Source organism: Caulobacter sp. BK020, from assembly GCF_004342605.1.
In the GTDB taxonomy this organism is placed as follows: domain Bacteria; phylum Pseudomonadota; class Alphaproteobacteria; order Caulobacterales; family Caulobacteraceae; genus Caulobacter.
In genome coordinates this window covers 145,800-168,457 of sequence record NZ_SLZL01000005.1, presented here as the reverse complement: position 1 = coordinate 168,457, position 22,658 = coordinate 145,800, and the positions used below count along the sequence as shown (strand labels likewise).

The 22,658-nt window shown below is 68.2% G+C and carries 24 protein-coding genes and 2 tRNA genes; 17 read left to right on the top strand and 9 right to left on the bottom strand.

Translation table 11 applies throughout. From position 1 onward, the window contains the following. Positions 1–64 precede the first annotated feature (64 nt). Together EV278_RS08180 and EV278_RS08175 are read right to left on the bottom strand one after the other, a co-directional pair. On the bottom strand, positions 65–1,129 hold the full coding sequence (locus EV278_RS08180; protein ID WP_132089172.1) for a hypothetical protein: 1,065 nt from the start codon (positions 1,127–1,129) through the stop codon (positions 65–67). Between the two features lie 60 nt (positions 1,130–1,189). Continuing rightward, entirely contained in the window at positions 1,190–3,283 is a 2,094-nt protein-coding gene (locus tag EV278_RS08175; protein ID WP_132089169.1) for a S9 family peptidase, read from the bottom strand. Positions 3,284–3,571: 288 nt separating this feature from the next. On the opposite strand from EV278_RS08175, the gene lpxC reads away from it, so the two are divergent. Then, positions 3,572–4,468: a UDP-3-O-acyl-N-acetylglucosamine deacetylase gene (gene lpxC, locus EV278_RS08170; protein ID WP_132089166.1), complete on the top strand. Its 897-nt coding sequence runs from the start codon at positions 3,572–3,574 to the stop codon at positions 4,466–4,468. A 106-nt stretch (positions 4,469–4,574) separates the two neighbouring features. Here the strand turns inward: lpxC and EV278_RS24615 are convergent, their stop codons facing one another. Continuing rightward, entirely contained in the window at positions 4,575–4,706 is a 132-nt protein-coding gene (locus EV278_RS24615; protein ID WP_255355509.1) for a hypothetical protein, read from the bottom strand. Here EV278_RS24615 and EV278_RS08165 point away from each other — a divergent pair. Together EV278_RS08165 and recN are read left to right on the top strand one after the other, a co-directional pair. Continuing rightward, entirely contained in the window at positions 4,660–5,592 is a 933-nt protein-coding gene (locus EV278_RS08165) for an outer membrane protein assembly factor BamD (protein ID WP_165916564.1), read from the top strand. The two genes, EV278_RS24615 and EV278_RS08165, sit on opposite strands and share 47 nt — an antisense overlap. Positions 5,593–5,732: 140 nt before the next feature. Further along, positions 5,733–7,460 carry a DNA repair protein RecN gene (recN, locus tag EV278_RS08160; RefSeq protein WP_132089160.1) on the top strand — a complete coding sequence of 576 codons (1,728 nt, stop codon included), beginning with the start codon at positions 5,733–5,735 and terminating at the stop codon, positions 7,458–7,460. A 224-nt stretch (positions 7,461–7,684) separates the two neighbouring features. On the opposite strand, the gene EV278_RS08155 is transcribed toward recN, so the two are convergent. After that, positions 7,685–8,800 (bottom strand): acyltransferase, encoded by a 1,116-nt coding sequence (locus EV278_RS08155; protein ID WP_132089157.1) that lies wholly within the window; start codon positions 8,798–8,800, stop codon positions 7,685–7,687. A gap of 990 nt (positions 8,801–9,790) precedes the next feature. On the opposite strand from EV278_RS08155, the gene hisD reads away from it, so the two are divergent. From hisD to EV278_RS08095, 12 genes are all read left to right on the top strand, one after another. After that, on the top strand, positions 9,791–11,077 hold the full coding sequence (gene hisD / locus EV278_RS08150) for a histidinol dehydrogenase (protein WP_132089154.1): 1,287 nt from the start codon (positions 9,791–9,793) through the stop codon (positions 11,075–11,077). Positions 11,078–11,095: 18 nt separating this feature from the next. After that, entirely contained in the window at positions 11,096–11,575 is a 480-nt protein-coding gene (locus EV278_RS08145) for a UPF0262 family protein (RefSeq protein ID WP_132089151.1), read from the top strand. A 5-nt stretch (positions 11,576–11,580) separates the two neighbouring features. Then, positions 11,581–12,039: a low molecular weight phosphatase family protein gene (locus EV278_RS08140; protein ID WP_132089148.1), complete on the top strand. Its 459-nt coding sequence runs from the start codon at positions 11,581–11,583 to the stop codon at positions 12,037–12,039. Positions 12,040–12,136: 97 nt separating this feature from the next. After that, a complete protein-coding gene (gene infA / locus EV278_RS08135; RefSeq protein WP_004617696.1) occupies positions 12,137–12,355 on the top strand; it encodes a translation initiation factor IF-1 in 219 nt (72 codons plus the stop codon). A 9-nt stretch (positions 12,356–12,364) separates the two neighbouring features. Continuing rightward, positions 12,365–12,949, top strand: coding sequence for a Maf family nucleotide pyrophosphatase (locus tag EV278_RS08130; protein WP_132089145.1), 585 nt, complete (start codon positions 12,365–12,367; stop codon positions 12,947–12,949). Continuing rightward, on the top strand, positions 12,946–13,986 hold the full coding sequence (locus tag EV278_RS08125) for a ribonuclease E/G (protein ID WP_132089142.1): 1,041 nt from the start codon (positions 12,946–12,948) through the stop codon (positions 13,984–13,986). The genes EV278_RS08130 and EV278_RS08125 overlap by 4 nt, the downstream gene beginning before the upstream one ends. Next, positions 13,983–14,153 (top strand): DNA gyrase inhibitor YacG, encoded by a 171-nt coding sequence (yacG, locus tag EV278_RS08120; protein WP_132089139.1) that lies wholly within the window; start codon positions 13,983–13,985, stop codon positions 14,151–14,153. Before EV278_RS08125 ends, yacG begins: the two co-directional genes overlap by 4 nt. Positions 14,154–14,264: 111 nt before the next feature. Then, positions 14,265–14,340 (top strand) — tRNA-Phe (locus EV278_RS08115). Between the two features lie 903 nt (positions 14,341–15,243). Beyond that, complete coding sequence (locus EV278_RS08110; RefSeq protein WP_029589236.1) at positions 15,244–16,143, top strand: MotA/TolQ/ExbB proton channel family protein; 900 nt, start codon at positions 15,244–15,246, stop codon at positions 16,141–16,143. Positions 16,144–16,148: 5 nt separating this feature from the next. Next, positions 16,149–16,583, top strand: coding sequence for a biopolymer transporter ExbD (locus EV278_RS08105; RefSeq protein WP_019847727.1), 435 nt, complete (start codon positions 16,149–16,151; stop codon positions 16,581–16,583). A 9-nt stretch (positions 16,584–16,592) separates the two neighbouring features. Beyond that, positions 16,593–17,333 carry an energy transducer TonB gene (locus EV278_RS08100; protein WP_056752543.1) on the top strand — a complete coding sequence of 247 codons (741 nt, stop codon included), beginning with the start codon at positions 16,593–16,595 and terminating at the stop codon, positions 17,331–17,333. A gap of 128 nt (positions 17,334–17,461) precedes the next feature. Next, positions 17,462–17,538: transfer RNA gene (locus tag EV278_RS08095), tRNA-His, on the top strand. A 59-nt stretch (positions 17,539–17,597) separates the two neighbouring features. On the opposite strand, the gene EV278_RS23940 is transcribed toward EV278_RS08095, so the two are convergent. After that, complete coding sequence (locus EV278_RS23940; RefSeq protein ID WP_165916563.1) at positions 17,598–17,741, bottom strand: hypothetical protein; 144 nt, start codon at positions 17,739–17,741, stop codon at positions 17,598–17,600. Between the two features lie 93 nt (positions 17,742–17,834). Then, on the bottom strand, positions 17,835–18,260 hold the full coding sequence (locus EV278_RS08090) for a helix-turn-helix transcriptional regulator (RefSeq protein ID WP_132089136.1): 426 nt from the start codon (positions 18,258–18,260) through the stop codon (positions 17,835–17,837). A gap of 181 nt (positions 18,261–18,441) precedes the next feature. Between EV278_RS08090 and EV278_RS08085 the strand changes: the two genes are divergently transcribed. Next, the gene (locus EV278_RS08085; protein WP_132089133.1) at positions 18,442–19,431 is read left to right on the top strand and encodes an FAD-dependent oxidoreductase; all 990 of its coding nucleotides are present in this window, start codon (positions 18,442–18,444) and stop codon (positions 19,429–19,431) included. A 45-nt stretch (positions 19,432–19,476) separates the two neighbouring features. Beyond that, on the top strand, positions 19,477–20,640 hold the full coding sequence (locus EV278_RS08080) for an acyl-CoA dehydrogenase family protein (RefSeq protein ID WP_132089131.1): 1,164 nt from the start codon (positions 19,477–19,479) through the stop codon (positions 20,638–20,640). Between the two features lie 883 nt (positions 20,641–21,523). Here EV278_RS08080 and EV278_RS08075 read toward each other — a convergent pair. From EV278_RS08075 to EV278_RS08065, 3 genes are all read right to left on the bottom strand, one after another. Next, positions 21,524–21,781: a hypothetical protein gene (locus EV278_RS08075; RefSeq protein WP_132089128.1), complete on the bottom strand. Its 258-nt coding sequence runs from the start codon at positions 21,779–21,781 to the stop codon at positions 21,524–21,526. A gap of 70 nt (positions 21,782–21,851) precedes the next feature. Further along, positions 21,852–22,256 (bottom strand): NUDIX domain-containing protein, encoded by a 405-nt coding sequence (locus tag EV278_RS08070; RefSeq protein WP_132089125.1) that lies wholly within the window; start codon positions 22,254–22,256, stop codon positions 21,852–21,854. Then, complete coding sequence (locus EV278_RS08065; protein WP_132089122.1) at positions 22,253–22,657, bottom strand: hypothetical protein; 405 nt, start codon at positions 22,655–22,657, stop codon at positions 22,253–22,255. The genes EV278_RS08070 and EV278_RS08065 overlap by 4 nt, the downstream gene beginning before the upstream one ends. Position 22,658 lies beyond the last annotated feature (1 nt).

Here is a 22,658-nt window from a genome sequence, read left to right as displayed (position 1 = left end):
CCCATGAACAAGCGCCGCGCCTGCCGTGGGGGACACGCCGCAAAGGCATGTCCCCATCGCTGATTCAAGCCGCCTCCGACGGTTTCTTGGTCTGCCGCGCCGCCTTGGTCAGACGGTCCAGCACGTCGGGCACCAGCTGTTCGGAAAAGCCGCCGATGAAGGCCCAGACCATCATCTTGGCGGCGTCGACGGCGGCCGGGAACATCAGGCCGCGGTTGACCAGGGTGATCGGGCAGTCGTAGCGGCAGGGCACGATCTGCGGGAACAGGGTGGCCGCGCCGGACCCGACGATCGCGCCCTCGCGCACCAGCCCGCTGGCGAAGAAGGCCACCAGCACGAACGACACCGACATGCCCACGAAGGCGGCGATGAACACCGCCGTCAGGCCCTGGCTCAACGCGCTGACCTGGCGCACCGGATCGATGTCGGACGAGGCCGAGGCCATGGCCGACTCGGTGCGCCGCAGGACCGAGACCATGGCTCCGGCCGCGCCGACGAAGGCGATCAGCGAGAAGTTGGCGATCACGCTCACCGTCTCGCGAACAGCGCCGGGCGGGGTGACGTTGGGCAGCACGCGGGTGATCATCAGGGCCAGGAACAACCAGCACAGCAGGCCCAGGGCCCAGCGCCGCATCCGGCCCGTCAGCACCTCGCGCTCGCTGCTCAGGGTGTAGAGCAGCTTCAGGCGCTCCAGCAGACTCAGGGCCTCGGCCTCCAGCTCGGCGCGGCTGGCGTCCTCGGGGGCGAAGACGATCGGCTCCAGCTTGGCGGCCTTGGAACCGATCGCGTGGATGTAGCGCTCGCGTAGCTGCGGCACGAACCATCTCAGCCGCTCCAGGCCGTAGTCGCGGACCATCCATTTGCGCAGGTCGACGGCGGCGGCGATCTGTTCGCTGGGGTAGGGGCTGTTGAAGCCCTCGGTCAGCCGCCGGAACTTCTCTTCGCGCTCGGCCTGGCTGTTGTCGGCGGTCGTGCCGCCCTCGGCATAGCCTTGGCTGCCGTGGCGAAGGGCGATCTCGGTCAGGTCCAGGTCCAGTTCCGCGGCCAGGATCCGCGCCTCGGCGTAGCGCCCGCCCAGTCGCGAGTGCAGCGTGAAGCGGTTCAGGATCACATGGAACAGCTGGAACATGATCGCCCCTTCCGTCTCCAAACTAACGGAAGGGGCGTCGATCTGCAATTTATAAGCGTATTACTTGGTCTGCTCGCCCTTGGTCCACTGGCCGAGCCATTTCAGCACCTCGTCGTGCCATTGCACCGAGTTCTGGGCCTTCAATACCCAGTGGTTCTCGTTGGGGAAGTACAGCAGCTTGCTGGGTATCCCCTTGCGCTGCAGGGCCGTGAACGTGCCGATGCCTTCCTCAAGCGGCACGCGGAAGTCCTGGCCGCCCTGGACCACCAGCTCAGGCACGCTCCACTGGTCCACATGGTCGGCGGGGTTGAACTTGGAATAGGTCGTGCCGGCCTGGTAGGGCGGGCCGCCGTTCTCCCACTCGCTGAACCACAGCTCCTCGGTCGAATAGCCCATGAACCGGCTGTCGAAGATGCCGTCGTGGTCGACCAGGCACTTCCACGGCTCTTTCCATTGGCTGGCGATCCAGTTGATCATGAAGCCGCCGTACGAGCCGCCCAGGGCGCAGGCGCGGTCCTTGTCGAGGAAGCCGTACTTGCCCGTCGCGAAGGCCCAGCCCTTCTGCAGGTCCTCCAGCGGGCGGTCGCCCCAGTGCTGGCTGATCGCGTCGGTGAAGGCCTGGCCGTAGCCGGTCGAGCCGTGAAAATCGATCATCACCACCGCGTAGCCGGCGCCGGCGTAGGTCTGGGCGTTCCAGCGGTAGTGGAAGAGGTTGCCGAACGACCCCTGCGGGCCGCCGTGGATCAGGAAGGCGACCGGATACTTCCTGGCCGGATCGAAATTGGCCGGCTTGACCAGGTAGCCGTGCACGGTCTCGCCGTTCCAGCCGGGGAAGCTGAACTGCTCGGGTTCGCCCATGGCGACGTCCTTCAGCGCCTCGGCGTTGTTGTTGGTCAGCTTGATCGGCGCCTCGCCCTTCTTGACCGTCGACAGGGCGTAGAGCTGGGCCGGGCCCTTCAGGTTATCCTGGGCGTAGACGATGCTCTGCGGACCGACGCTGAAGCCGCTGACATGGCCCTCGCCGGTCAGGGCCGTGACCTTGCCGGACTTGACGTCGACCGCGAACAGCTTGGTCTGGCCCACATCCTCGGCGGTCGTATAGATCGTCTTGCCGTCGGCGCTCCAGGCGATCGACTGGGCCGAGCGGTCCCAGGCGGGTGAGAGTTCGCGAACCTTGTCGACTTCGCGGATCATGATCGCGAAGCGGTCGGCCTCGAAGCCGGGGCGCTTCATGGCCAGATAAGCCTCGGTCTTGCCGTCGGGTGAGGCGCTGGGCTGGGCGTCCCAGGCCTTGTTGGCCTCGGTGGTGTTCGCCGGCTTGGCCGACCCGTCCAGCGGCACGCGCCACAGGTCGTAGTTGGTGCTCCACGATTCCTCGCGATCGGCCGGCTTGGCCGAGAACAACACCGCCTTGCCGTCCGGCGTGATCGTGAAGTCCTCGTCGCCGCCGAACGGCTTGGTCGGCGTGTCGCCGTTGAAGCCGTTCATCAGCGCAACCGGGGCGCCGGTCGCCACGCCGGCCTCGTCCAGTTTCAGGGCGTAGAGGTGGTTCTGGGTCCCGTCGTTCCAGGTGTCCCAGTGACGGATGAACAGCTTGTCGTAGACCACGCCGGTGGTCTTCTGCGCGCCCTTGGCGGCCAGCCGGTCCTTGGTGCACTCCAGCGTATCGCAGTCGGGGAACACGGCCTGGGCGATGACGATCGTCCTGCCGTCGGGCGCGATCTTGAAGGCGCCGACGTCGAACGGGGCCTTGGTCACCTGCACGGCGATCTCGCCGGCCGCGTCGGTGCGATAGACCTGGTCCAGCCCGCCGGTCCGGCCCGAGATGAAGTACAGGCCCTTGCCGTCGGGCGACCAGCGGGCGCTGCTGGCCCCGCCGTCCGAGATCGCCAGGCGGCGCGGGGCCATCCTGGCCTTCAGGTCGGCGATCCACAGCGACATGGCCGCCTTGTTGGCCGCATAGTCCATCGTCCGTACGCTGTAGACGACGAAGCGACCGTCCGGAGACACGCGCGGGTCGCTGATCCGCTCCAGCTGCACCATGTCCTTGGCGGTGAAGCCGCGGCCGGTCTCGGCGGCGAGGGCGCCGGTGGCGAAGGTGATCCCCAGGGAGAGGGCGAGGACGGAGGCGGCTGTGCGCAAGGTCTTGGTCATCGAAACGGTATCCAGGAGGCGTTGGCGCCGGAAAGAGCCGCGAGCCTAGCCAGGACGTGCCAGCGAAGCCAGGGGTGGGGCGCAAGATCGTGCTCCCAGGCTCCAAGCTTCGCAATGCGACGAAAATATGACCGCTAATTGTCCGAAAAAGCCATGAAAAACAAAAGGCTATAGAGGTAACAATCGGAAACAGGACTTGCTTTGCCGCGACGCAGCATTTCCCCTAGATGGTAAGCGGGGCGAGAAGGCGGTCGATGAACCGCCCCGCTGGTAAGGTAAGGGTCTCACGTGTCGGCTTCGGCATATTTTCAGCATACGGTCGCCGGACCGGTCATCTTCGCCGGGGTGGGCCTGCACACCGGCTCGCACGTGCGCGTCGCCGTGCGCCCCGCGCCGGCCGACGCCGGCGTCGTCTTCGTGCGTACCGATGTCCACGACCGCGACAACCGCGTGCCGGTCAAGCCGGACGCCGTCTGCCAGACCCAGCTGGGCACCGTAGTCAACAACGCCGCCGACGTGCGTGTCTCGACCATCGAGCACCTGATGGCGGCTCTGGCGGCCCTGGCCATCGACAACTGCGTGGTCGAGCTGGACGGTCCGGAAGTGCCGATCATGGACGGCTCGTCCGAGCCCTTCGTGCAGATCCTGGACCGGGCCGGCCGCCGCAAGCAGGAAGCCGCGCGCCGCTATATCGAGATCCTCAAGACCGTGACGGTCGAGGAGGGCGACAAGCGCGCCAGCCTGTCGCCGAGCGACCGCTTCGAGGTGGCCTTCGAGATCGCCTTCGCCAGCAAGGCCATCGGCCGCCAGCGCGTCGACCTGGTGGTGGACGAGGACTCGTTCCGCGCCGAGCTGTCCGACTGCCGCACCTTCGGCTTCGTCCGCGACGTCGAGGCCCTGCGCGCCATCGGCCTGGCCCGCGGCGGCACGATGGAGAACGCCGTGGTCATCGACGGCGACCGCGTGCTGAACCCCGAAGGCCTGCGCCGTCCCGACGAGTTCGTGCGCCACAAGGCGCTGGACGCGGTGGGCGACCTCTATGTGCTGGGCGCGCCGATCATCGGCCGCTTCGAGGGCCTGCTGGCCGGCCACGGCCTGAACAACGCCATCGTCCGGGCCCTGATGGCCAACCCCGCCGCCTGGCGGATGCGCGCCCATTCGGTGGAATTGGCCGAGGCCGTCTGACGAACTGATACCAAGGCGTCGCGCTTCGACCTGATTTGGTCAAAAAGCCGATGTCTGTAGCGTTTGGGCGGATTCCCCGGGGGATGCGTCTTGGGGCGTATCGGCGTCACGGCTCGGCTTCCATTTGCGCCCGCATCGGCGTGGTGTAGAAGCCTTGCACGGCGGCGCAGGGGCGCACGTTTGCTTCGAGGGTGATAAAGTCCGTGCTTCGTAATTTCTCGGGACGCAAGGTGGCCATGGTCGCGACCGCCGTGCTGGTCGCCCTGTCGGTCTCCGCCTGCGCCGGCAAGCGCAAGAAGCCGACCCTGGCCTACGAAGAACGTCCGGTGGAGCTGCTGTATTCGACCGGCGCCAACCGCCTGGACCGCGGCAGCTGGAACGAGGCCGTCGACTATTTTCGCGAAGTCGAGCGCCAGCATCCCTATTCGGAATGGTCGCGCCGCTCGATCCTGATGACCGGCTACGCCCACTACATGGGCAACCAGTACAACGAGGCGATCTCGGACGCCGACCGCTTCATCGGCCTGTATCCGGGCAACCCGTCGGCCTCCTACGCCTACTATCTGAAGGCCGTCTGCTATTTCGAGCAGATCGTCGACGTCAACCGCGACCAGGCCGCCACCGAACAGGCCATGGCCGCCCTGCGCGACGTGGTCCAGCGCTATCCCAATTCGGAATACGCCCAGGACGCCCGGCTGAAGATCGACATGGTCAGCGACCAGCTGGCCGGCAAGGAAATGACCATCGGCCGCTACTACCTGCGCAACGGCCAGACCCTGGCCGCCATCGGCCGGTTCCGCACCGTGGTCGACCGCCACCAGACGACCTCGCACACGCCCGAAGCCCTCTACCGCCTGGTCGAGAGCTACCTGACCCTGGGCCTGCTGGACGAGGCCAAGCGCAACGGCGCGGTGCTGGGCTACAACTTCCCGGGCGACCCCTGGTACGCCGAGGCCTACAAGCTGCTGACCAACAACGGCCTCAAGCCGGCCGTCGAGCCGCTGAAGGCGGGCAACAAGAAGAATCTCCTGGATCGCCTGATCCACGACAAGGACACCACCCTGGCTCCGCCGGGCGCGGCCAAGAAGAAAAAGGGCGGCCTGATGGGCGTCCTGGGCATGTAGACGCAGAACGTCCGATTTTGACGGGCCGATCCTCCAGGATCGGCCCGTTTTTCGTTTCGAGAGGCTCTGCGATGGCGACGAGAACAGCCCAAGAACAAGCCCTCTATGAAAAACCGTGATTCCCGGCGATCCTAGGGCTCATGCTGATCGGTCTCTCCATCCGCGACGTCGTGCTCATCGAGAGCCTGGACCTGGCCATCGGTCCGGGCCTGACCGCCCTGACCGGCGAGACCGGGGCGGGCAAGTCGATCATCCTCGACGCCCTGGGCCTGGCGACGGGCGCCCGGGCCGACGCCGGGCTCGTTCGTCGGGGGGCTGCAGGCCACGCCAGCGCCACCGCCATCTTCGCCCTGCCGGCCGACCATGCCGCCTTCGCCTATCTGGACGACAAGGGCCTGGACTACGCCCGCGACGAGGACCTGGTCCTGCGCCGCCAGCTGTCGCCCGACGGCCGCTCGCGCGCCTTCGTCAACGACCAGGCCACCAGCGTCGGGGTGCTCAAGGACCTGGGCGCCCTGCTGCTGGAGGTCCACGGCCAGCACGAGACGGTGGGCCTGCTGGACCCGCGCACCCACCGCACCCTGCTGGACGCCTTCGGGGCGGTCGGCGTCGGGGCCGTGGCCTCGGCCTGGAGCGCCTGGCGCGCCGCTCGCGAAAAGGCCAACGCCCTGCGCGACCTGGCCGACCGCGCCGCCGCCGAGACCGAGGAACTGACCCTGCGCCTGTCGGAGCTGGACCGGCTGGACCCGCGCGAGGGCGAGGAGACGGCCCTGGCCGAGGAGCGGGCCCTGCTGGGCTCGGCCGAGAAGGCCCTGGCCGACATCGCCGCGGCCAGCGAGGCCCTGGGCGGCGACGCCCTGTCGGGCAAGCTGGCCAGCGCCTTCCGCGCCCTGGAACGGGCTCGCGACCGGGCCATCCAGGCCGGGGCGCCGGCCGATGGTCCGGCCGTCACCCGGCTGGCCGCCGCCTGCGAAGCGGTCGACCGGGCCCTGGTCGAGGCCCAGGAGGCCGCCGCCGCCATCGACGCCGCCGCTGAAGGCTTCGAGTTCGAGCCGGACCGGCTGGAAAAGGCCGAGGAGCGACTGTTCGCCCTGCGCGGCATGGCTCGCAAGCTGAACGTCGCCGTCGAGCGCCTGCCCGGCAAGCGCGCCGAGTTCGCCGCCCAGCTCCAGGCGATCGAGACCTCGGCCGAGGCCCTGACCGCAGCCGAGCGTGACGCCGCCGACGCCCGCGACGCCTATCTCTACGCCGCCCAGGCCCTGTCGGCCGAGCGCCGGGCCGCCGGCGACCGCCTGGCCGCCGCCGTCGAGGCCGAGCTGGCGCCGCTGAAGCTAGAAAAGGCCCGCTTCCGTGTCGCCGTCGAGCCGCTGGACGAGGACCGCGCCGGCCCGACCGGGATCGACCGCGTGGCCTTCGAGATCTCGACCAATCCCGGCGCGCCGTTCGGCCCGATGGAGGCCATCGCCTCGGGCGGCGAGCTGGCCCGCTTCGCCCTGGCCCTGAAAGCCGCTCTGGCCGGGCGCGGCGAGGGGCCCCAACCGCTGATGATCTTCGACGAGGTCGACCAGGGCGTCGGCGGGGCCGTGGCCGACGCGGTGGGCCTGCGGCTCAAGCGCCTGGCCCATGGCGCGAACGGGCGGGGCGCGAACGGGCAGGGGGCCCAGGTGCTGGTCGTCACCCACTCGGCCCAGGTCGCCGCCCGGGCCGACGCCCACTGGCGGATCTCCAAGTCCGGCGACGACACCTCGACCCGCACCCGCGTCGAGCCGCTGTCGGCGGCCGAACGCCAGGAGGAGATCGCCCGCATGCTGTCGGGCGCCGAGGTCACCGAGGCCGCGCGCGCCGCGGCCAGGGCGTTGATCGGCTAGATCCTGCGTCCTTCGAGGCCTGCTTCGCAGGCGCCTCGAGATGAGGAAATCGGAGCCGACCCACTGTCCTCATCCTGAAGTGCGAGCCACAGGCGAGCCTCGAAGGACGCAAGGCGTCGCCGCGAGAGAATCGCGCGGAAAAGTGGACGCCGGTTTTCCGCAAAAGCGATGCGAAAACAAAAATCTAGAGCAAGTCGTGTGATTCCTATATCGCGCGATTTGCTCTAGGCCAGCACCGGCTCGGTCTTGGCCGCCGGTTCGCGCCGCGACCAGCCCTTGATCCACGTCTGCAGCGGCGTGTCGACGAAACGCTCGAACAGCCAGGCTGCGACCACGCAGGCGGGCAGGGCCATGGCCCAGGCGGTCCACAGCAGCGCGCCTTCCAGGCCCAGCTTGCCGGCCGCGGCGCGCAGCAGGCCGAACCAGACCACGGCGACCAGCTGGTTGGTCAGGAACAGCGAGAACGACAGGCGGCCCGCCAGGCCGGCCCAGCCCCAGCCCTTGGCGCCCGAGGCGCCGGCCGCGTAGATAAGCAGGGCCAGCAGGGCCAGGCTGGCATGGTCGAAGCGGCCCAGGAGCTGCAGGGCGAGGACGGCGGCGCCGGCCGCGACGGCCAGGCCGTCGGCCCAGCGCGACGAGATCGCCGTCGGCAGGCGGGCGACCAGCATGCCGACGATGAACAGCGGGATCCCGCGCACCAGGCCGAACCGCAGGGGCAACTGGTGGCCCGGAATGCCGGTCACGGCCTGGGCCGCGTAGTCCACGGCCAGGAAGATCGCCACGCCGATCAGCAGGGTGATCCAGGGCGAGCGGACACGGGCCGTGGCGCGCCAGGCGGCCGGGAAGCCGGCGTAGCAGACGATCAGGGCCGACAGGGTCCAGGTCGGCATGTTCCAGCCTGACGGGCCGGGCACGAACCAGGCCTGCATCAGGAAGACCTGGGGCAGCAGCTGATTCCACTGGAACCACTGCGGGTTCTGCGGGGCCAGGCCGATGGCGGCCGTGCCCAGGACGAAGGTCACGAACAGCACCAGCATCACCAGGTGGGCGGGCCAGATGCGCAGGATGCGGCGCTTGAGGAACTCGCCGGTCCCGACGTCCTGGCCCAGGATGCGCGGCCCGTAGGTGCGGGCCAGCACATAGCCCGACAGCATCAGGAAGAAGTCGGTGGCCAGATAGCCGCGGCCCAGGGCCGGGTGCAGGGCGAACAGCGACACCGGCGCCCGCTCGGCGACGTGGTAGAGCACGATGAACAGCGCGGCGACGAACCGCAGCAGGTCCAGGGCGCCGCCACGGGACAGGCCTGGGCCGTTCTGGGACACGGTGACGGTCTGGGACATGCGGCGAAGCTCCTTTCCCGCGTGGCAGCAAGGTTTGGGCCAGCTGCGGGGCCGCTGGGGACATGCACTCATCCCCTGACATCGGCCGGGTTGCAGCGCGCTGGCCGTGAGTGCGTGTCCCCTGTTTCGTCCGCTGAGTCAGGGGGCGAGTTGTTCGGGATCGATGGTCGGGCGTTGGGGGCGACGGCGGGGACACGCACTCACCCGATGACGAGGATCGACCGGCTGGGACCTTGCGTGAGTGCATGTCCCCGGCGGCTTATGCTCGGCGTATCCAGGATGAAGCTCAGCCAAATCAACGCCTTGAACTTTCTCGACCCGATTTGATCCTCACCCTCCCGAACCACCCTTATCCTGACCTCACCTCGTCGCAGGGAAAGGGCGCATGGCCAGCGACCGATGCGGCGGCGGGGGGCGATCGAGCGGGGCTCGTCGGATGCGCGTGAGTTTGCAGCCGAGGCGCTTAAACAGAGGGCGAGGGACGTAAGCTCGCCCATCGGGATCTTCGCTGGAAGGTCCCGCCCGTCGTGGGGTTCGCTCCGGTCCTCTTAAAACGGCTCACTCCCGCCTCTGATTTCATGCGGTGCACAGATCCAGAGGAACCAACCGGGTGGGGTGAAGGGCGGAAAAGGCCCGCGCGCCCCGGCCTTGCGGATAACGGTCGCGCGGAGCGCCTGGCTTCGTCGAAACGGTACAACGTTACAAACATTCCGGACGATGTCCGGGCGCTCCGCGACCCTTTCCATCCACTCACAGCCAGAGGCGTGAGGATGCGAGACCGTGCCCGTGAAAGGCCCCCTCAGTCGGCGGAGTTTATCCTGCGGCCGGCCAGAGGCCGGTCCAGAGGGCCGACAGCTCCCCTGGAGGGGGAGCAGCGCGTACAGCGTGGCTCCCCCCCCCCCCCCCCTGGGGGACGCAGCCCGAAGGGCCGGAGGGGGCTCGCGGCGCATCAAAACTTGCATCCCGCACAAAAACCCGCATCTAGGCCGCATGCGCCGCTTCAACGCTTCCGACCCGTCCTTTCCCGCCGCCTTCAAGGCCTTTCTCGACGAGCGCCGGGGTGCGCCCGAGAATGTCGACGCCGCCGCGCGCAACGTGCTGGACGCCGTGCAGGCCGACGGGCTGAAAGCCGTGCTCAGCTTCACCAGCCGCTTCGACGGGGTGGAGCTGACCGAGGACACGATCCGCGTCACCGCCGAGGAGATCGAGGCCGGCGCGGCCGAATGCTCGGCCGAGATCCGCGAGGCCATCGCCTTCGCCGCCGCCCGTATCCGCGCCTTCCACACCCGCCAGCGGCCGTCCGACCAATCGTGGACCGACGAGGCCGGCGTGCAGCTGGGCTGGCGCTGGACACCGCTGGAGGCCGTGGGCGTCTACGTGCCCGGCGGTCGCGCGGCCTATCCCTCGACCGTATTGATGAACGCCGTGCCCGCCCAGGTCGCCGGCGTCGACCGCATCGCCATGGTCACCCCGCCCGGCAAGCTTTCGCCGGCGGTGCTGGCCGCCGCCAAGGAGGCGGGGGTCACCGAGATCTGGCGGATCGGCGGAGCCCAGGCCGTGGCCGCCCTGGCCTATGGCGCGGGCCCGATCCAGCCGGTCGACAAGATCGTGGGCCCCGGCAACGCCTATGTCACCGCCGCCAAGCGCCGGCTCTACGGCGTGGTCGGCATCGACGCCCTGGCCGGTCCCTCCGAGATCGTCGTGGTCGCCGACGCCGCCAACGACCCCGACTGGATCGCCGCCGACCTGCTGAGTCAGGCCGAGCACGATCCGGCCGCCCAGTCGATCCTGATCACCGACGACGAAGCCTTCGCCCAGGCCGTCTCCGACGCCGTCGGCGCGCGTCTGGCGACCCTGGCCACCGGCGTAGACGCCGCCGCCTCCTGGCGCGACCACGGCGCGATCATCATGGCCCCGCTGGACGACAGCCCGGCCCTGGTCGACGCCCTGGCCCCCGAGCACGTCGAGTTCGCGGTCGACGCGCCCGAGCGCCTGGCCGACCGCGTGCGCCACGCCGGGGCGATCTTCCTGGGCCGCCTGACGCCCGAGGCCATCGGCGACTACGTGGCCGGCTCCAACCACGTTCTGCCCACCAGCCGCGCGGCCCGCTTCCAGTCGGGCCTGTCGATCTACGACTTCCTCAAGCGCACCTCGATCGTGAAGTGCGACGCGGCCTCGTTCGGGATCCTGGGACCGCACACCGTGGCGCTGGCCGAGGCCGAGGGTCTGCCCGCCCACGCCCTGTCGGCCGCCGTTCGGTTGCCATCCCGGCCGTAAGGGGCAAATCTGCCGACGATGTCCGACGCCAAGGCCACCCAGTTCCTGAAATCCATCCTCATCGACGAGGACAGCCTGGCGGCCGCTTCGCGCGATCAGGAGCAGGAACGGCAGGTGGCGATCTTCGACCTCCTGGACGGCAACTATTTCGAGCCGGTCGAGTCGCCGGGCGGGCCCTATGACCTGAAGTTGTCGCTGGTCGAGAACCGTCTGGCCTTCGACATCGTCGCCCCGGGCGGCCAGGAGCGTCGGCACCTGCTGTCCCTGTCGCCCTTCCGGGGGGTGATCAAGGACTACTTCATGATCTGCGACAGCTATTATTCGGCGATCCGCAACTCCTCGCCCCAGCAGATCGAGGCCTTGGACATGGGCCGGCGCGGCCTGCACAACGAGGGTTCGAACCTGCTGCGCGAACGGCTGGAGGGCAAGGTCAAGACCGACCTCGACACGGCCCGGCGGCTGTTCACCCTGATCTGCGCGCTGCACTGGCGGGGTTAGGCGGCGTGGCGGCGGACCTTCCCGACGCGGTGCTGTTCGCCTGTAACTACAACCGCGTGCGCTCGCCGATGGCCGAGGCGCTGTTCAAGCACTTCTACGGCACCCGGGCGTTCGTCGATTCGTGCGGGTTGAAGCCCGATCCGTCGGACGAGGGCGTCGATCCGTTCGTGGCCGTGGTGATGGACGAGATGGGCCTGGACGTCAGCGGCCACCAGCCCAAGAGCTTCGCCCAGCTGGAGGACGACAGCTTCGACGTCGTCATTTCCCTGACCCCAGAGGCCCAGCACCGGGCCGTCGAACTGGCCCGCGACCGCGCCACCGACATCGAATACTGGCCGACTCACGACCCGACCCTTGCGGACGGCTCGCGCGACGCCATGTTGGCGGCCTATCGCGAGGTGCGTGACGCCTTGGCCACGGCGATTCGACAACGTTTCGGCGCGCCATCGACGTTCGGGGGGTGAATGCGCTATACACCCCGCCTCGCAGCCGCGAACCGCTCCCCGACTCAATCGTCGAGGGGGCTTTATCGGCATGGCGTCACCCGTTTTGAGAGGCCTGATGGCTAAGGAAGAACTGCTCGAGTTTCCCGGTACGGTCAGCGAACTGCTGCCCAACGCGACCTTCCGCGTGAAGCTGGAGAACGATCACGAGATCATCGCCCACACCGCCGGCAAGATGCGCAAGAATCGCATTCGCGTGCTGGCCGGCGACAAGGTGCTCGTGGAAATGACGCCCTACGACCTGACCAAGGGCCGCATCACCTACCGCTTCAAGTAGGGCTGGCGAATGGTCGTCCAGCGCACGCCGCTGGTCCTGGCCAGCGCGAGCCCCCGGCGCCTGGACCTGCTGGCGCAGGTCGGCGTCGTCCCCGATCGGGTCGATCCCGCCGACATCGATGAAACGCAGCTGCGCGACGAGACCCCGCGCCGCCACGCCCTGCGCCTGGCGGTCGAGAAGGCAAGGGCCGTCGCGCCGCGCTCGCCCGGCGCCGTCGTCCTGGCCGCCGACACCGTCGTCGCCGTCGGCCGCCGCATCCTGCCCAAGGCCGAGACGGCGGAACAGGCGGCCCGCTGTCTCAAGCTGCTGTCGGGGCGCAACCACAAGGTCCTGACCGGAGTGGCCGCCATCGCGCCTGATGGCCGGGAGGCCTCGCGGCTTGTCGAGACCCGCGTCCAGTTCAAGCACCTGTCCGACATCGAGCAAGCCGACTACCTGGCCGGTGGCGAATGGAACGGCAAGGCCGGCGGCTACGGCGTGCAAGGCGTGGCCGGGGGCTTCATCATCGACCTGCATGGCTCCTACACCAGTGTGGTCGGCCTGCCGCTGTACGAGACGCTGAACCTGCTGACCGGCCTGGGCTATCGAAAATGAGCGAACGGCGGGCTTACCTCTACAAGGGCATTGGCGAGACGGTCGGCGTGGTCACCCTGGACGGCCGCCCCGAGCGTCTGGTCGCCCAATGGGAGGGCGACGATCTGCTCGACGCCGAGGGCGTCCGCGGCGTCGCCCGGGTCAAGAAGATCGAGCGCGCCTTCAACTCGGCCTTCGTCGCCCTGCCGGGCGGGGCCGACCTGCTGCTGGCCCTCAAGCCCGACATGCCCAAGCTGGTCGAGGGCCAGGTGATCGAGGTGGAGATTCGCAGTCCCTCCCGCCGCGGCAAGTCGGCTGTGGCCCGCTACGTCGGTCCGGCCGAGGGCGAGCCACGCGTGCTGGCGCACGCCCCGACCATCGACGAACTGCTGCGCCTCTGGGTCAAGTCCGGTTCGCCAACCCAAGGGCTGGCCGCCCTGGAAGCCGTGGAGGCCGCCGAAGCCGACGCCTTGGCCACCGTCTTCGCCCTGCCGGGCGGCGGCGACGTCAGCATTGAGGCGACCCGGGCCCTCGTGGCGGTCGATGTCGATCTCGGGGCGCGCGAAGGAGATTCCAAGAGGGCGGCCCGCGCCGCCAACATGGCGGCCTTCGCCACGGCGGCCCGCGTGCTGCGCCTGAAGGGTCTGGCCGGCCTCGTTGTTTTCGACCTGGTGGGGCGCGGCCACGATGGTCCCGCCTTGACCACGGCGGCCCGCAACGCCTTCGCCGTCGACAACCCGGGCGTGGGCGTCGGTCTCATCAGCAAGTTCGGCGCGCTGGAGATGATCGTGCCGCGCCGAACCAGGCCGATTCTCGATCGACTGCTGGACGAATCGGGAGCGCTGTCCGCGCGCGCCGGCGCCTTGCGTCTGGTTCGAGCCTTCGAGCGTGAGGGCAGGGCGGATCCCGGCGGCAAGCTGGCGGGCCGCTGCGGTCCCGCGGTCGCCGAGGCCTTCGCCGCGCTCGACAGCGCCCTGGCCGACAGGATCGGCCGCCGCTTCACCCTGGCCGTCGTCGCCGACTGGCCCAACGACCGCCTGGAGGTCATGTCCTCATGAGCGCTTGTCCGATCTGCAAGAAGCCGACGATTCCCGAGTTCCGGCCCTTCTGCTCCAAACGCTGCGCCGACATCGACCTGAACCGCTGGCTTTCAGGCCGCTACGTGGTGCCCGGGGGCGACGAGGACGAGGAAAACCCGCCGTCCACAGACTTCGGCCGGGAATAGTTCGCGATCCCTTCATGAGGGGCTGGACTTCGTTTTTAGCCTCCCCTATAGACGCGGCTCCCCGCCGTCGGGCGGGCGCCAGGGCGGTTTCGACCGCCTCTTAGGCCCAGGGCCTGGGTAGCTCAGTTGGTAGAGCAGCGGATTGAAAATCCGCGTGTCGGTGGTTCGAATCCGCCCCCAGGCACCACCTCCTTTTTTTCGTATCGTCATTCGGCTCTCCCCCCCCGCCGGCCGGGCCGCGTCGTCTCCAACGTGAGGCCGGTCATCCCGGCGGCGCCGCGAACTTGATCACTCCCGTCCGCCTCAGGGCAGATGTGAAATTTTAGTCGAATCCTTTCAGCGCGGAGCGACGCTGCTCGCGCGTGGCGCCTTCGGCCAGGCGCCAGGGTCAGCAACGCAAGCAGCAGGCCACGTTTGAGGACGTGGCCTGGGTTACGCAGACGTCTCAGCCAGTCCAGCCGGGAATGAATGCCTCTCGTCTTCGCTTTCATGGTCGGCGGCCGCTTTTAGACGCCGAAAGGCTGATCGGAGGTGAAAATCGTCATTTCGCCCCGTCTGCGAGACCGGAAGAGTCCAGGCAAAGGTCTGATCTCCGCCCCACGCCTTCTCGGCTAGATTGAACTCCTGTTCGATACCCGTCCAGATCGGGCGTGCCAGACCAATGTTTTGTAAGCATGTTGCGATGCAGCATCGATAATCCCTTTGGTAGGGAAAAACCGCCCTCAAATCCTGATTTCCCATTTGTGCGGCGCGGCAACGCTGGCGAGCGCGCAGAGGGGGCGGTAAATTTATGCCTCCCCGCACCCCTTGACGGTACGAAAAGGGGTTGCCAAAGGACCCCTGCCGCAATTCTAACATTGCGGTAAGATCGAAGCCTCCTCGGGGGCGGCGATCACACGCGCTTCGAAACGATCCTTCTTGAAGGGCATGAGCCCGACTTGCGGGGCGTAACGGGTCGAGCGCTGCGAAGCGGGTCTGCGGGACGTCCGAGCGATCGGCCTTCATGCAGGCTATTCAAGTTAGGGTGGAGACGCTCTCGCGCGACGACCCTCGGTCCAAACGTGCTAGACCAATCAGGAACTGGCGACAGATGCTCGACATTAAACGGAAAACCCCCCTCATCGCTCTCGTCGGCGCCATGGCGCTGATGGTGAGCGCCCCGGCTTTCGCTCAGGACGCTGCGGCTCCTGCGCCGGCCACCACCGAAGCTGCCGCTCCGGCCGCCGCCGCCCCGGCCCCCGCCGCTGCGCCTGCCGAAGAGCCGCTGGACGCCGGCGTCGCCGCGACCGAAAAGATGAAGTCCCACTCCCTGACCCCGATCGGCATGTTCCTGTCGGCCCAGGCGGTGGTTAAGGTCGTGATGATCGGCCTGATCCTGGCCTCGGTGTTCTCGTGGGTCCTGCTGATCACCAAGCTGTTCGAGTTCGGCGCTCTGAACAAGCAATCGGACAAGTTCCTGGAAGCCTTCCGCGGCGCTCGCTCGATCGCCGACATCGCCCGCATCGGCTCGTCGGAAGAATTCGAAGGCAACCCGATGGCCGACATGGCCGCCGCGGCCGCCCAAGAAGTCGAACTGTCGCGCCAGGCTGGCCTGGCCGTCGGCGGCGAACACCGTGACTCGACCCTCTCGCGCGCCACCTATGCCATCAACGCGGTGCAAGCCTCGCTGGCCAAGCGCCTGTCGGGCGGCATGGTGTTCCTGGCCTCGGTCGGTTCGGCCGGTCCGTTCATCGGTCTGTTCGGCACCGTCTACGGGATCATGACCTCGTTCATCGGCATCGCGAACACCAACACGACCAACCTGGCCGTCGTCGCCCCCGGCATCGCCGAAGCGCTGCTCGCCACCGGCATCGGTCTGTTCGCCGCTATCCCGGCCGTTATCTTCTACAACTACTTCCAGACCCGCATCTCCGGCTACGGCACGCGCTCTGAAGGTTTCGTTGCTGAACTGATGAACGCCATCTCGCGTCAGCTCGACAAAGGGGCGTAAGACCGATGGCCGCCAAACTCTCAGGCGGTGGGGGCGACAGGTTTAACATCGACCAAAACAGCGAGATCAACGTCACGCCCTTCGTGGACGTCATGCTGGTTCTCCTGATCATCTTCATGGTGGCGGCTCCGCTCGCCTCCGTGTCGGTCGAAGTGAACCTGCCGCCGGCGGTCGCGAAACCGTCGCCGAGCCCGCCAAAGCCCGTCTATATCTCGATCAAGGCTTCGGGAAAGGTCTTCATTGGCGACGACCCCACTACGGTCGACGAGATGGGGGCGGACCTCACGAAGAGCATCGGTCGTCGCGATCCGACCAAGGAGCGCATCTACATCCGCGCCGACGAAAAGACGCGCTACGGAGCTTTCATGGAGGTGATGAACACCCTCCAGGACAACGGCTTCTATAGCGTGGCGCTCATCGGCAAGGATCAGAACAGCTAGGGGTGATGCATGGCTGAACAACAAGCGCCTGAGCATCGCCACTACGACCCGCTCACCTCCGATGGCCCGCGACGCAAGAAAGGCGGACTTGGCGCCTTCGGTATCGCGACCATCATCGTCGTCGGTTTGCACGCTGCTTTGTTCGCGTATCTGGCGAAGCAGAAGTTCGAAGCGGTGATGAAGGAGTATCACGACGACGCCGTGGACGTGGAGCTGCCTCCGCCGCCCCCGCCGCCGCCGCCGCCTCCTCCGCCCCCGCCGCCGCCGCCGACCAACGCTCCGCCCCCGCCTCCCGCGGTGGTGCAGCCGAGGCCGCCGATCGCGCCGCCGCCGGACGTGACTCCGCCGCCGCCGCTGCCGATTCCGCCCGTCAAGGAGCGCGTCGAGCAAACGGCTCCGCCGGTGATCTCGAACGTGCCGCCGGTTCCGTCGAACCCGCCGGCCCGGGCTTCGGTGATCACCAAGCCGGACTGGGCCCGCAAGCCCACCGGCGAGGACATGGCGCGTTACTATCCTGACCGCGCCCAGCGGATGGAAGTGGGCGGCCGCGCGACGCTGTCGTGCACCGTCACCGCCAAGGGGTCGCTGGAAGGCTGCTCGGTCGTGTCGGAAAACCCGGCGGACTACGGCTTCGGCGATGCGGCCCTGAAGCTGTCGCGACTGTTCCGCATGAAGCCGAAGACGCTTGACGGCGCTCCGGTGGACGGCGGCCAGATCACGATCCCGATCGTCTTCACGGTTCCCCGCTAGGGACCCGGACGTTCGGACAGGAACGAGCGCCCCGGAGCTTTGCGGCTTCGGGGCGTTTTCGTGTGGAAGGGCTGTTTCGGTGCTTGATCCGGTCCGCGTGTCCGACTAAAGACACTGCCTCGCGATGAGCCGGCTTAGCTCAGTTGGTTAGAGCGCTAGATTGTGGATCTAGAGGTCCTCGGTTCGAGCCCGAGAGCTGGTACCATCGCAAGACGTTGAAAAGCCCTGGGTTCCGCCTGGGGCTTTTTCGTTGTGGGGTTGGTTCTACGCCGGGCGCCCGTGCAGGGCCGCCCAGGCCCACCAGCCGATCAGGGCGATAGCGACCCAGCCCGCCAGCAGGCCGGCCATGGGATGAGCCTGCCACCAGTAGCGAATGCGGACGACGGCCGCCCCCGAGGACAATTTCACGCCTACGCTCCCGACTAACGCGACATTGCGCGCCTGCTCCCTGATCTGGAGGCTGCGCTTGAACGGGCGTTTGTGGAATGCGGCACAGCGCCGCTAGGGCGCGACGACACCGGCCGGCTCGTCGTCGACCATCGCCTTGACCAGGTCGACGACCCGGCGGCGCAAGCGGCGATCGTTCAGTCGCGGGAACAGTCCCGCCAACTCCAATCCCTCTGGCGTGGCCACGAACTGAGTCATGCGCTGGGCGAAACCGTCGTCGAGGTCGCCCCGCCGGGTCTCGTCCAGGCCCTCGAAGAAGTAGGACACCGGCGACTGCAGCAGTCGCGCGGCCTCGTAAAGCTTGGAGGCGCTGATGCGATTGGCGCCGCGCTCGTACTTCTGGATCTGCTGGAAGGTGATGCCCAGGGCCTCGGCGAGCTGGGTCTGGCTGAGGCCTAGCGCCTTTCGCCGGATCCGGAGCCGCGCGCCCACATAGAGATCGACGGGGTGGGCCATGTCGGAAGGGAGTTTGTCGGTCATCCGCGTCACGTTCCTCCCAGCGACCGCGCGCCCGCCCTCTGTCCAGAAGCGTGTGGTCCAGCTTGGTTAACGCAGAATAGACCCATGCCGCCGCCTTAGTCACGCGTCTGACATATCCGTAAGGCCCGCAAAATGGCCCGGCGGGCTTGACGTTTGGCGCGGGCAAGGGTGTTTGCCGCTCATGGAGACCAAGCTGCGCGCGCGGGTGGCGGTGGCCGGCGCCGGCGCGATCGGATCGGCCGTGGCGCTGACCCTGGCGCGCGCCGAGTTCGACGTCACGCTTTTCGACCCCAATCCCCCTGGCGACAACGCATCCGGCGTGGCGGCCGGCATGCTGGCGCCGGTGGCCGAGGCGGTGTTCGACCCCGTCTCGACCCCGCACCTGGCCCTGCTGAGGCGGGCGCGCGACCGCTGGCCCGCCTTCGCGGCGGGACTGGGCCTGCCGATCCTGCGGGACGGCCTGAGGGTCGAGGGCGAGGCCGCCTGGCTGGCCGGCGTCGCCGCCCGCTTCGAGGCCCTGGGCGCACCCTTCCAGCGCCTGGATGGCGCCCTGGTGGACGCCGAAGACTGGCGGATCGAAGCGCGACCGGCCCTGTCGGTTCTGCGAATCGCGTTCGAGGCCCTGGGCGGACGCTTTGCGCCCCGGGCCTTCGCCGCCGGCGACCTGCCGGGCTTTTCGGCCGTCGTCCTGGCCACGGGCGCGGGCGACGCCGGCGGCCTGGCCCCGGAACTGGCGGCGCTGACCCCCATCAAGGGCCAGATTCTGCGCGCCGACCGCGGACCTTCGAGTGGTCCGGTGGTCCGGGGCGAGGGGGTCTATATCTGCCCCGGCGAACGGCCGGCGATCGGCGCCACCATGGAGACGGGCCGGGCCGACCTGGCCGTCGATCTTTCGGCGACGCAGGCCCTGCGCGCGGCGGCGATCCGCCTGCGTCCGGAGTTGGCCGAGGCGCGGATGACCACCGAGGTCGGTATCCGGGCCGCCACGCCCGATGGCCTGCCCCTGGTGGGCTGGGGCGCCACGCCGGGCGTGGTGCTGGCGGTCGGGGCCCGCCGCAACGGCTGGCTGCTGGCCCCGCTTGTGGCCGATCTGGCCGCGGCGTATCTGAAGGGTGATAACCCAGGCCCGGACGCCGCGTCGCTGGATGCGCGGCGCTTTTCGAGGACCTGAGCCGAGACGACAAGAACCATAACCAGCAAGGCAGGGCAGGGGCGAATGGGCGGATTTGGGCTGACCGAGGACCAGGAAGCCATTCGCGACGGCGTCGCCAGGCTGTGCGCCGACTTCGACGACGACTATTGGCGCCGCACCGATGAGACCGGGATCTTCCCCGAGGCATTCGTGACCGCCATCGCCGAGGGCGGCTGGCTGGGCGTGGCCATGCCCGAGAGCGTCGGCGGAGCCGGGCTGGGCCTGACCGAGGCGGCGATCATGATGCAGACCGTGGCCCAGTCGGGCGCGGGCTTTTCGGGCGCCAGCGCCATCCACCTGAACATCTTCGGCCCGATGCCGATCGTGAAGTTCGGCACCGACGCGCAGCGCCGGCAGCACCTGCCGCGACTGATCTCGGGTCAGGACAAGATGTGCTTCGCGGTCACCGAGCCCAATTCGGGCCTGGACACCTCCAGCCTGGAGACCCGGGCCGAGACGGTCGAGGGCGGCTATCGCCTGAACGGTCGCAAGATCTGGACGACCGGCGCCCAGCGCGCCAACAAGATCCTGATCATCGCCCGGACCACGCCCAAGGAGCAGTGCGCCAAGCCGACCCAGGGCCTCAGCCTGTTCTACACCGACCGCGAGAAGATCGAGGCCAAGCCGATCCCCAAGATGGGGCGCAAGGCGGTCGAGTGTAACATGCTGTTCATCGAGGACCTGTTCGTGCCCGCCGACGATCTGGTTGGCGAGGAGGGCAAGGGCTTTTCCTACCTGCTGCACGGCCTCAATCCCGAGCGGGTGCTGTTCGCGGTCGAGGCCATCGGCCTGGGCCGGGCGGCCCTGGCCAAGGCCGCGACCTATGCCCGCGAGCGCGTGGTGTTCGGCCGGCCGATCGGCCAGAACCAGGGCGTGGCCCACCCCCTGGCCAGATCGTGGGCCGAACTGGAGGCCGCCAGCCTCCTGGCCTTCAAGGCCGCCGCCCTTTACGACGCCGGCCAGGACTGCGGGGCCGAAGCCAATGCGGCCAAGTACCTGGGCGCCGAGGCCGGCTTCACCGCCTGCGAGGCCTCGGTCCTGGCGCATGGCGGCATGGGCTACGCCAGGGAATACGACGTCGAGCGCTATTTCCGCGAGGCGATGATCGCCCGGATCGCGCCGGTCAGCCGCGAGATGATCCTGAACTTCATCGCCGAACGGGTGCTGGGTCTGCCGAAGAGCTATTGAGGAAGTCCTTTCCGTCCTGAAGCGCCGCGAAACCCCCTCCGGCCCTTCGGGCTGCCTCCCCCTCTGGGGGAGCTGTCGGCCCTCCGGACCGGCCTCTGGCAGGCCGCAGGATAAACTCCGCCGACTGAGGGGGCTTTCACCGGCACGATCTCTCGACCTCACGCGGCTGGCCGCTGAGCGAATGGAAAGGGTCGCGGAGCGCCGGACATCGTCCGGAGGAATGTAAAGACTAACCGTTTCGACGAAGCCCAGATCGCTCCGCGCGGTCGTTATCCGGAAGCGCGCGACGCCGAGCCCTGTTAGAGCCTCGCCGCCTTGAAGCCTCCGACGGGCGGGCCAGGTCAACGACACCCGGTCCCGGACCGCGAGCGCGTCACCGCCCGCCTGTTGCTAAGTCAGCCCTTGCATCACGTCGTATCTGTATAACAGGCCCGACCGGCACCAGAGACGCAAGGTTTGGTCCTGTCCCTACACACGCGGACAAGGACCGCCGACGGAGCTTCCCGCTCGATCGCCCCCCGCCGCCGCATCGGTCGCTGGCCATGCGCCCTTTCCCTGCGTCGAGGTGAGGTCAGGATAAGGGCGCCCGGACAGGGTGAGGACAGATTGGGGTCGAGAAAGTTCAGGGCGTTGATTTTGCGGGGGTTGGTTGCGGATAGGCCGAGGATAACCGCCGGGGACGCGCACTCACGGCAAGACCGAAGCCGATGATTCCCAGCGCCTCGCGTGAGTGCGTATCCCCCACGTCGTCCACGGCGCTGGATCGTTCATCCTGAATGGGGTCCAAGGCCCGACTCAGCGGATCAAGGTGGGGACAGGCACTCACGGCCACTGCCTGGCCAACCGGCTGACGCCCTGCCGTGAGTGCGCGTCCCGGCGGCGTCTACCGCCCTTCGACCCACAGGCTCAGCGGCTGTTTCTCCTCGCGGCGCACCAGGATCATGTAGCCGACCGCGAACACCAGGATCCCGATGACCAGCCCGCCCAGGAAGCCGGCCGGGGTGGCGAACCACAGGGTCAGGGTCGAGATGGCGGTGGCCAAGCCCAGCATGCACCATCGCAGCAGGATGCTGAATCCGTGATAGGTCTGCTCATGGGCGAGCAGTTCGGGTCTTCCGGTATCGTTGAAATCGGCGTCCATGCGTCACCTCCGTTATCGAGGTCGACCCGGGCCGTCGTACGCGGCCTTGGGCCGAACACTGGAAACGAGGTTACGCCGGATTTGGCTCCCGCGCGAGCAGTCGCGCCAACACCGTCCGCATCAGCGGGGCCAGGACGATGTCGCCCGGCGCGGCCGGGTCGATCCAGGCCAGTTCCTCGATCTCGGCGCGGGCGGCGACCGCGCCTTCCACCGTCGCAAGGTAGGTGGCCGCCCGCACGGTGAAGCCGGGTTCGTTGGCGGCCGGAGCCTCGAAGGCGCCCAGCAGGTCGGCGGCGACCAGCCGGCAGCCGATCTCCTCGTCCAGTTCGCGCGCCAGGGCGGTCAGGTCGTCCTCGCCGGGCTCGCGCTTGCCGCCCGGCTTCATGAAGATCGCCGTGCCGCGCTTGCGGACCACCAGCATGCGGCCGCCCTCGTCGCGGATCACGGCGGTGACGATGTCGATGACACGGGTCATTGCGTAAGAGGCTTAGTCAGCTTCTTTCCGCCAACGCCCTGGTAGGTGGTCGTATCCGACCGTCCCTTGGCGTCGGATATGCTCACGGTGAAGTAGGGGCCGTAGACTCTGTCCACGGCGAAACGGGCCGTCAGCTGTGTGAAATAAGACAGCTCGGCGCCGTGCTTGGCGACCAGCGTGGGCAGCCAATGTTTATACTGGCGGAGCGCCTCGGTGAGGACCCGCGAGGTGGACCCGCCGTAAACCTGGCTGGCGATGAAGTCGATCTCGATATAGCCGTCCGCAGAGGCCTGGGCTTCTTCGAAGATATCGTAGCCGTAGACGCCGATCGGCAGGCCGATGCCGCTCGAGATCGAGTCCGCAAAGTTGTGCGCGATCGACCTGAGCTCCCCGAACCGCATC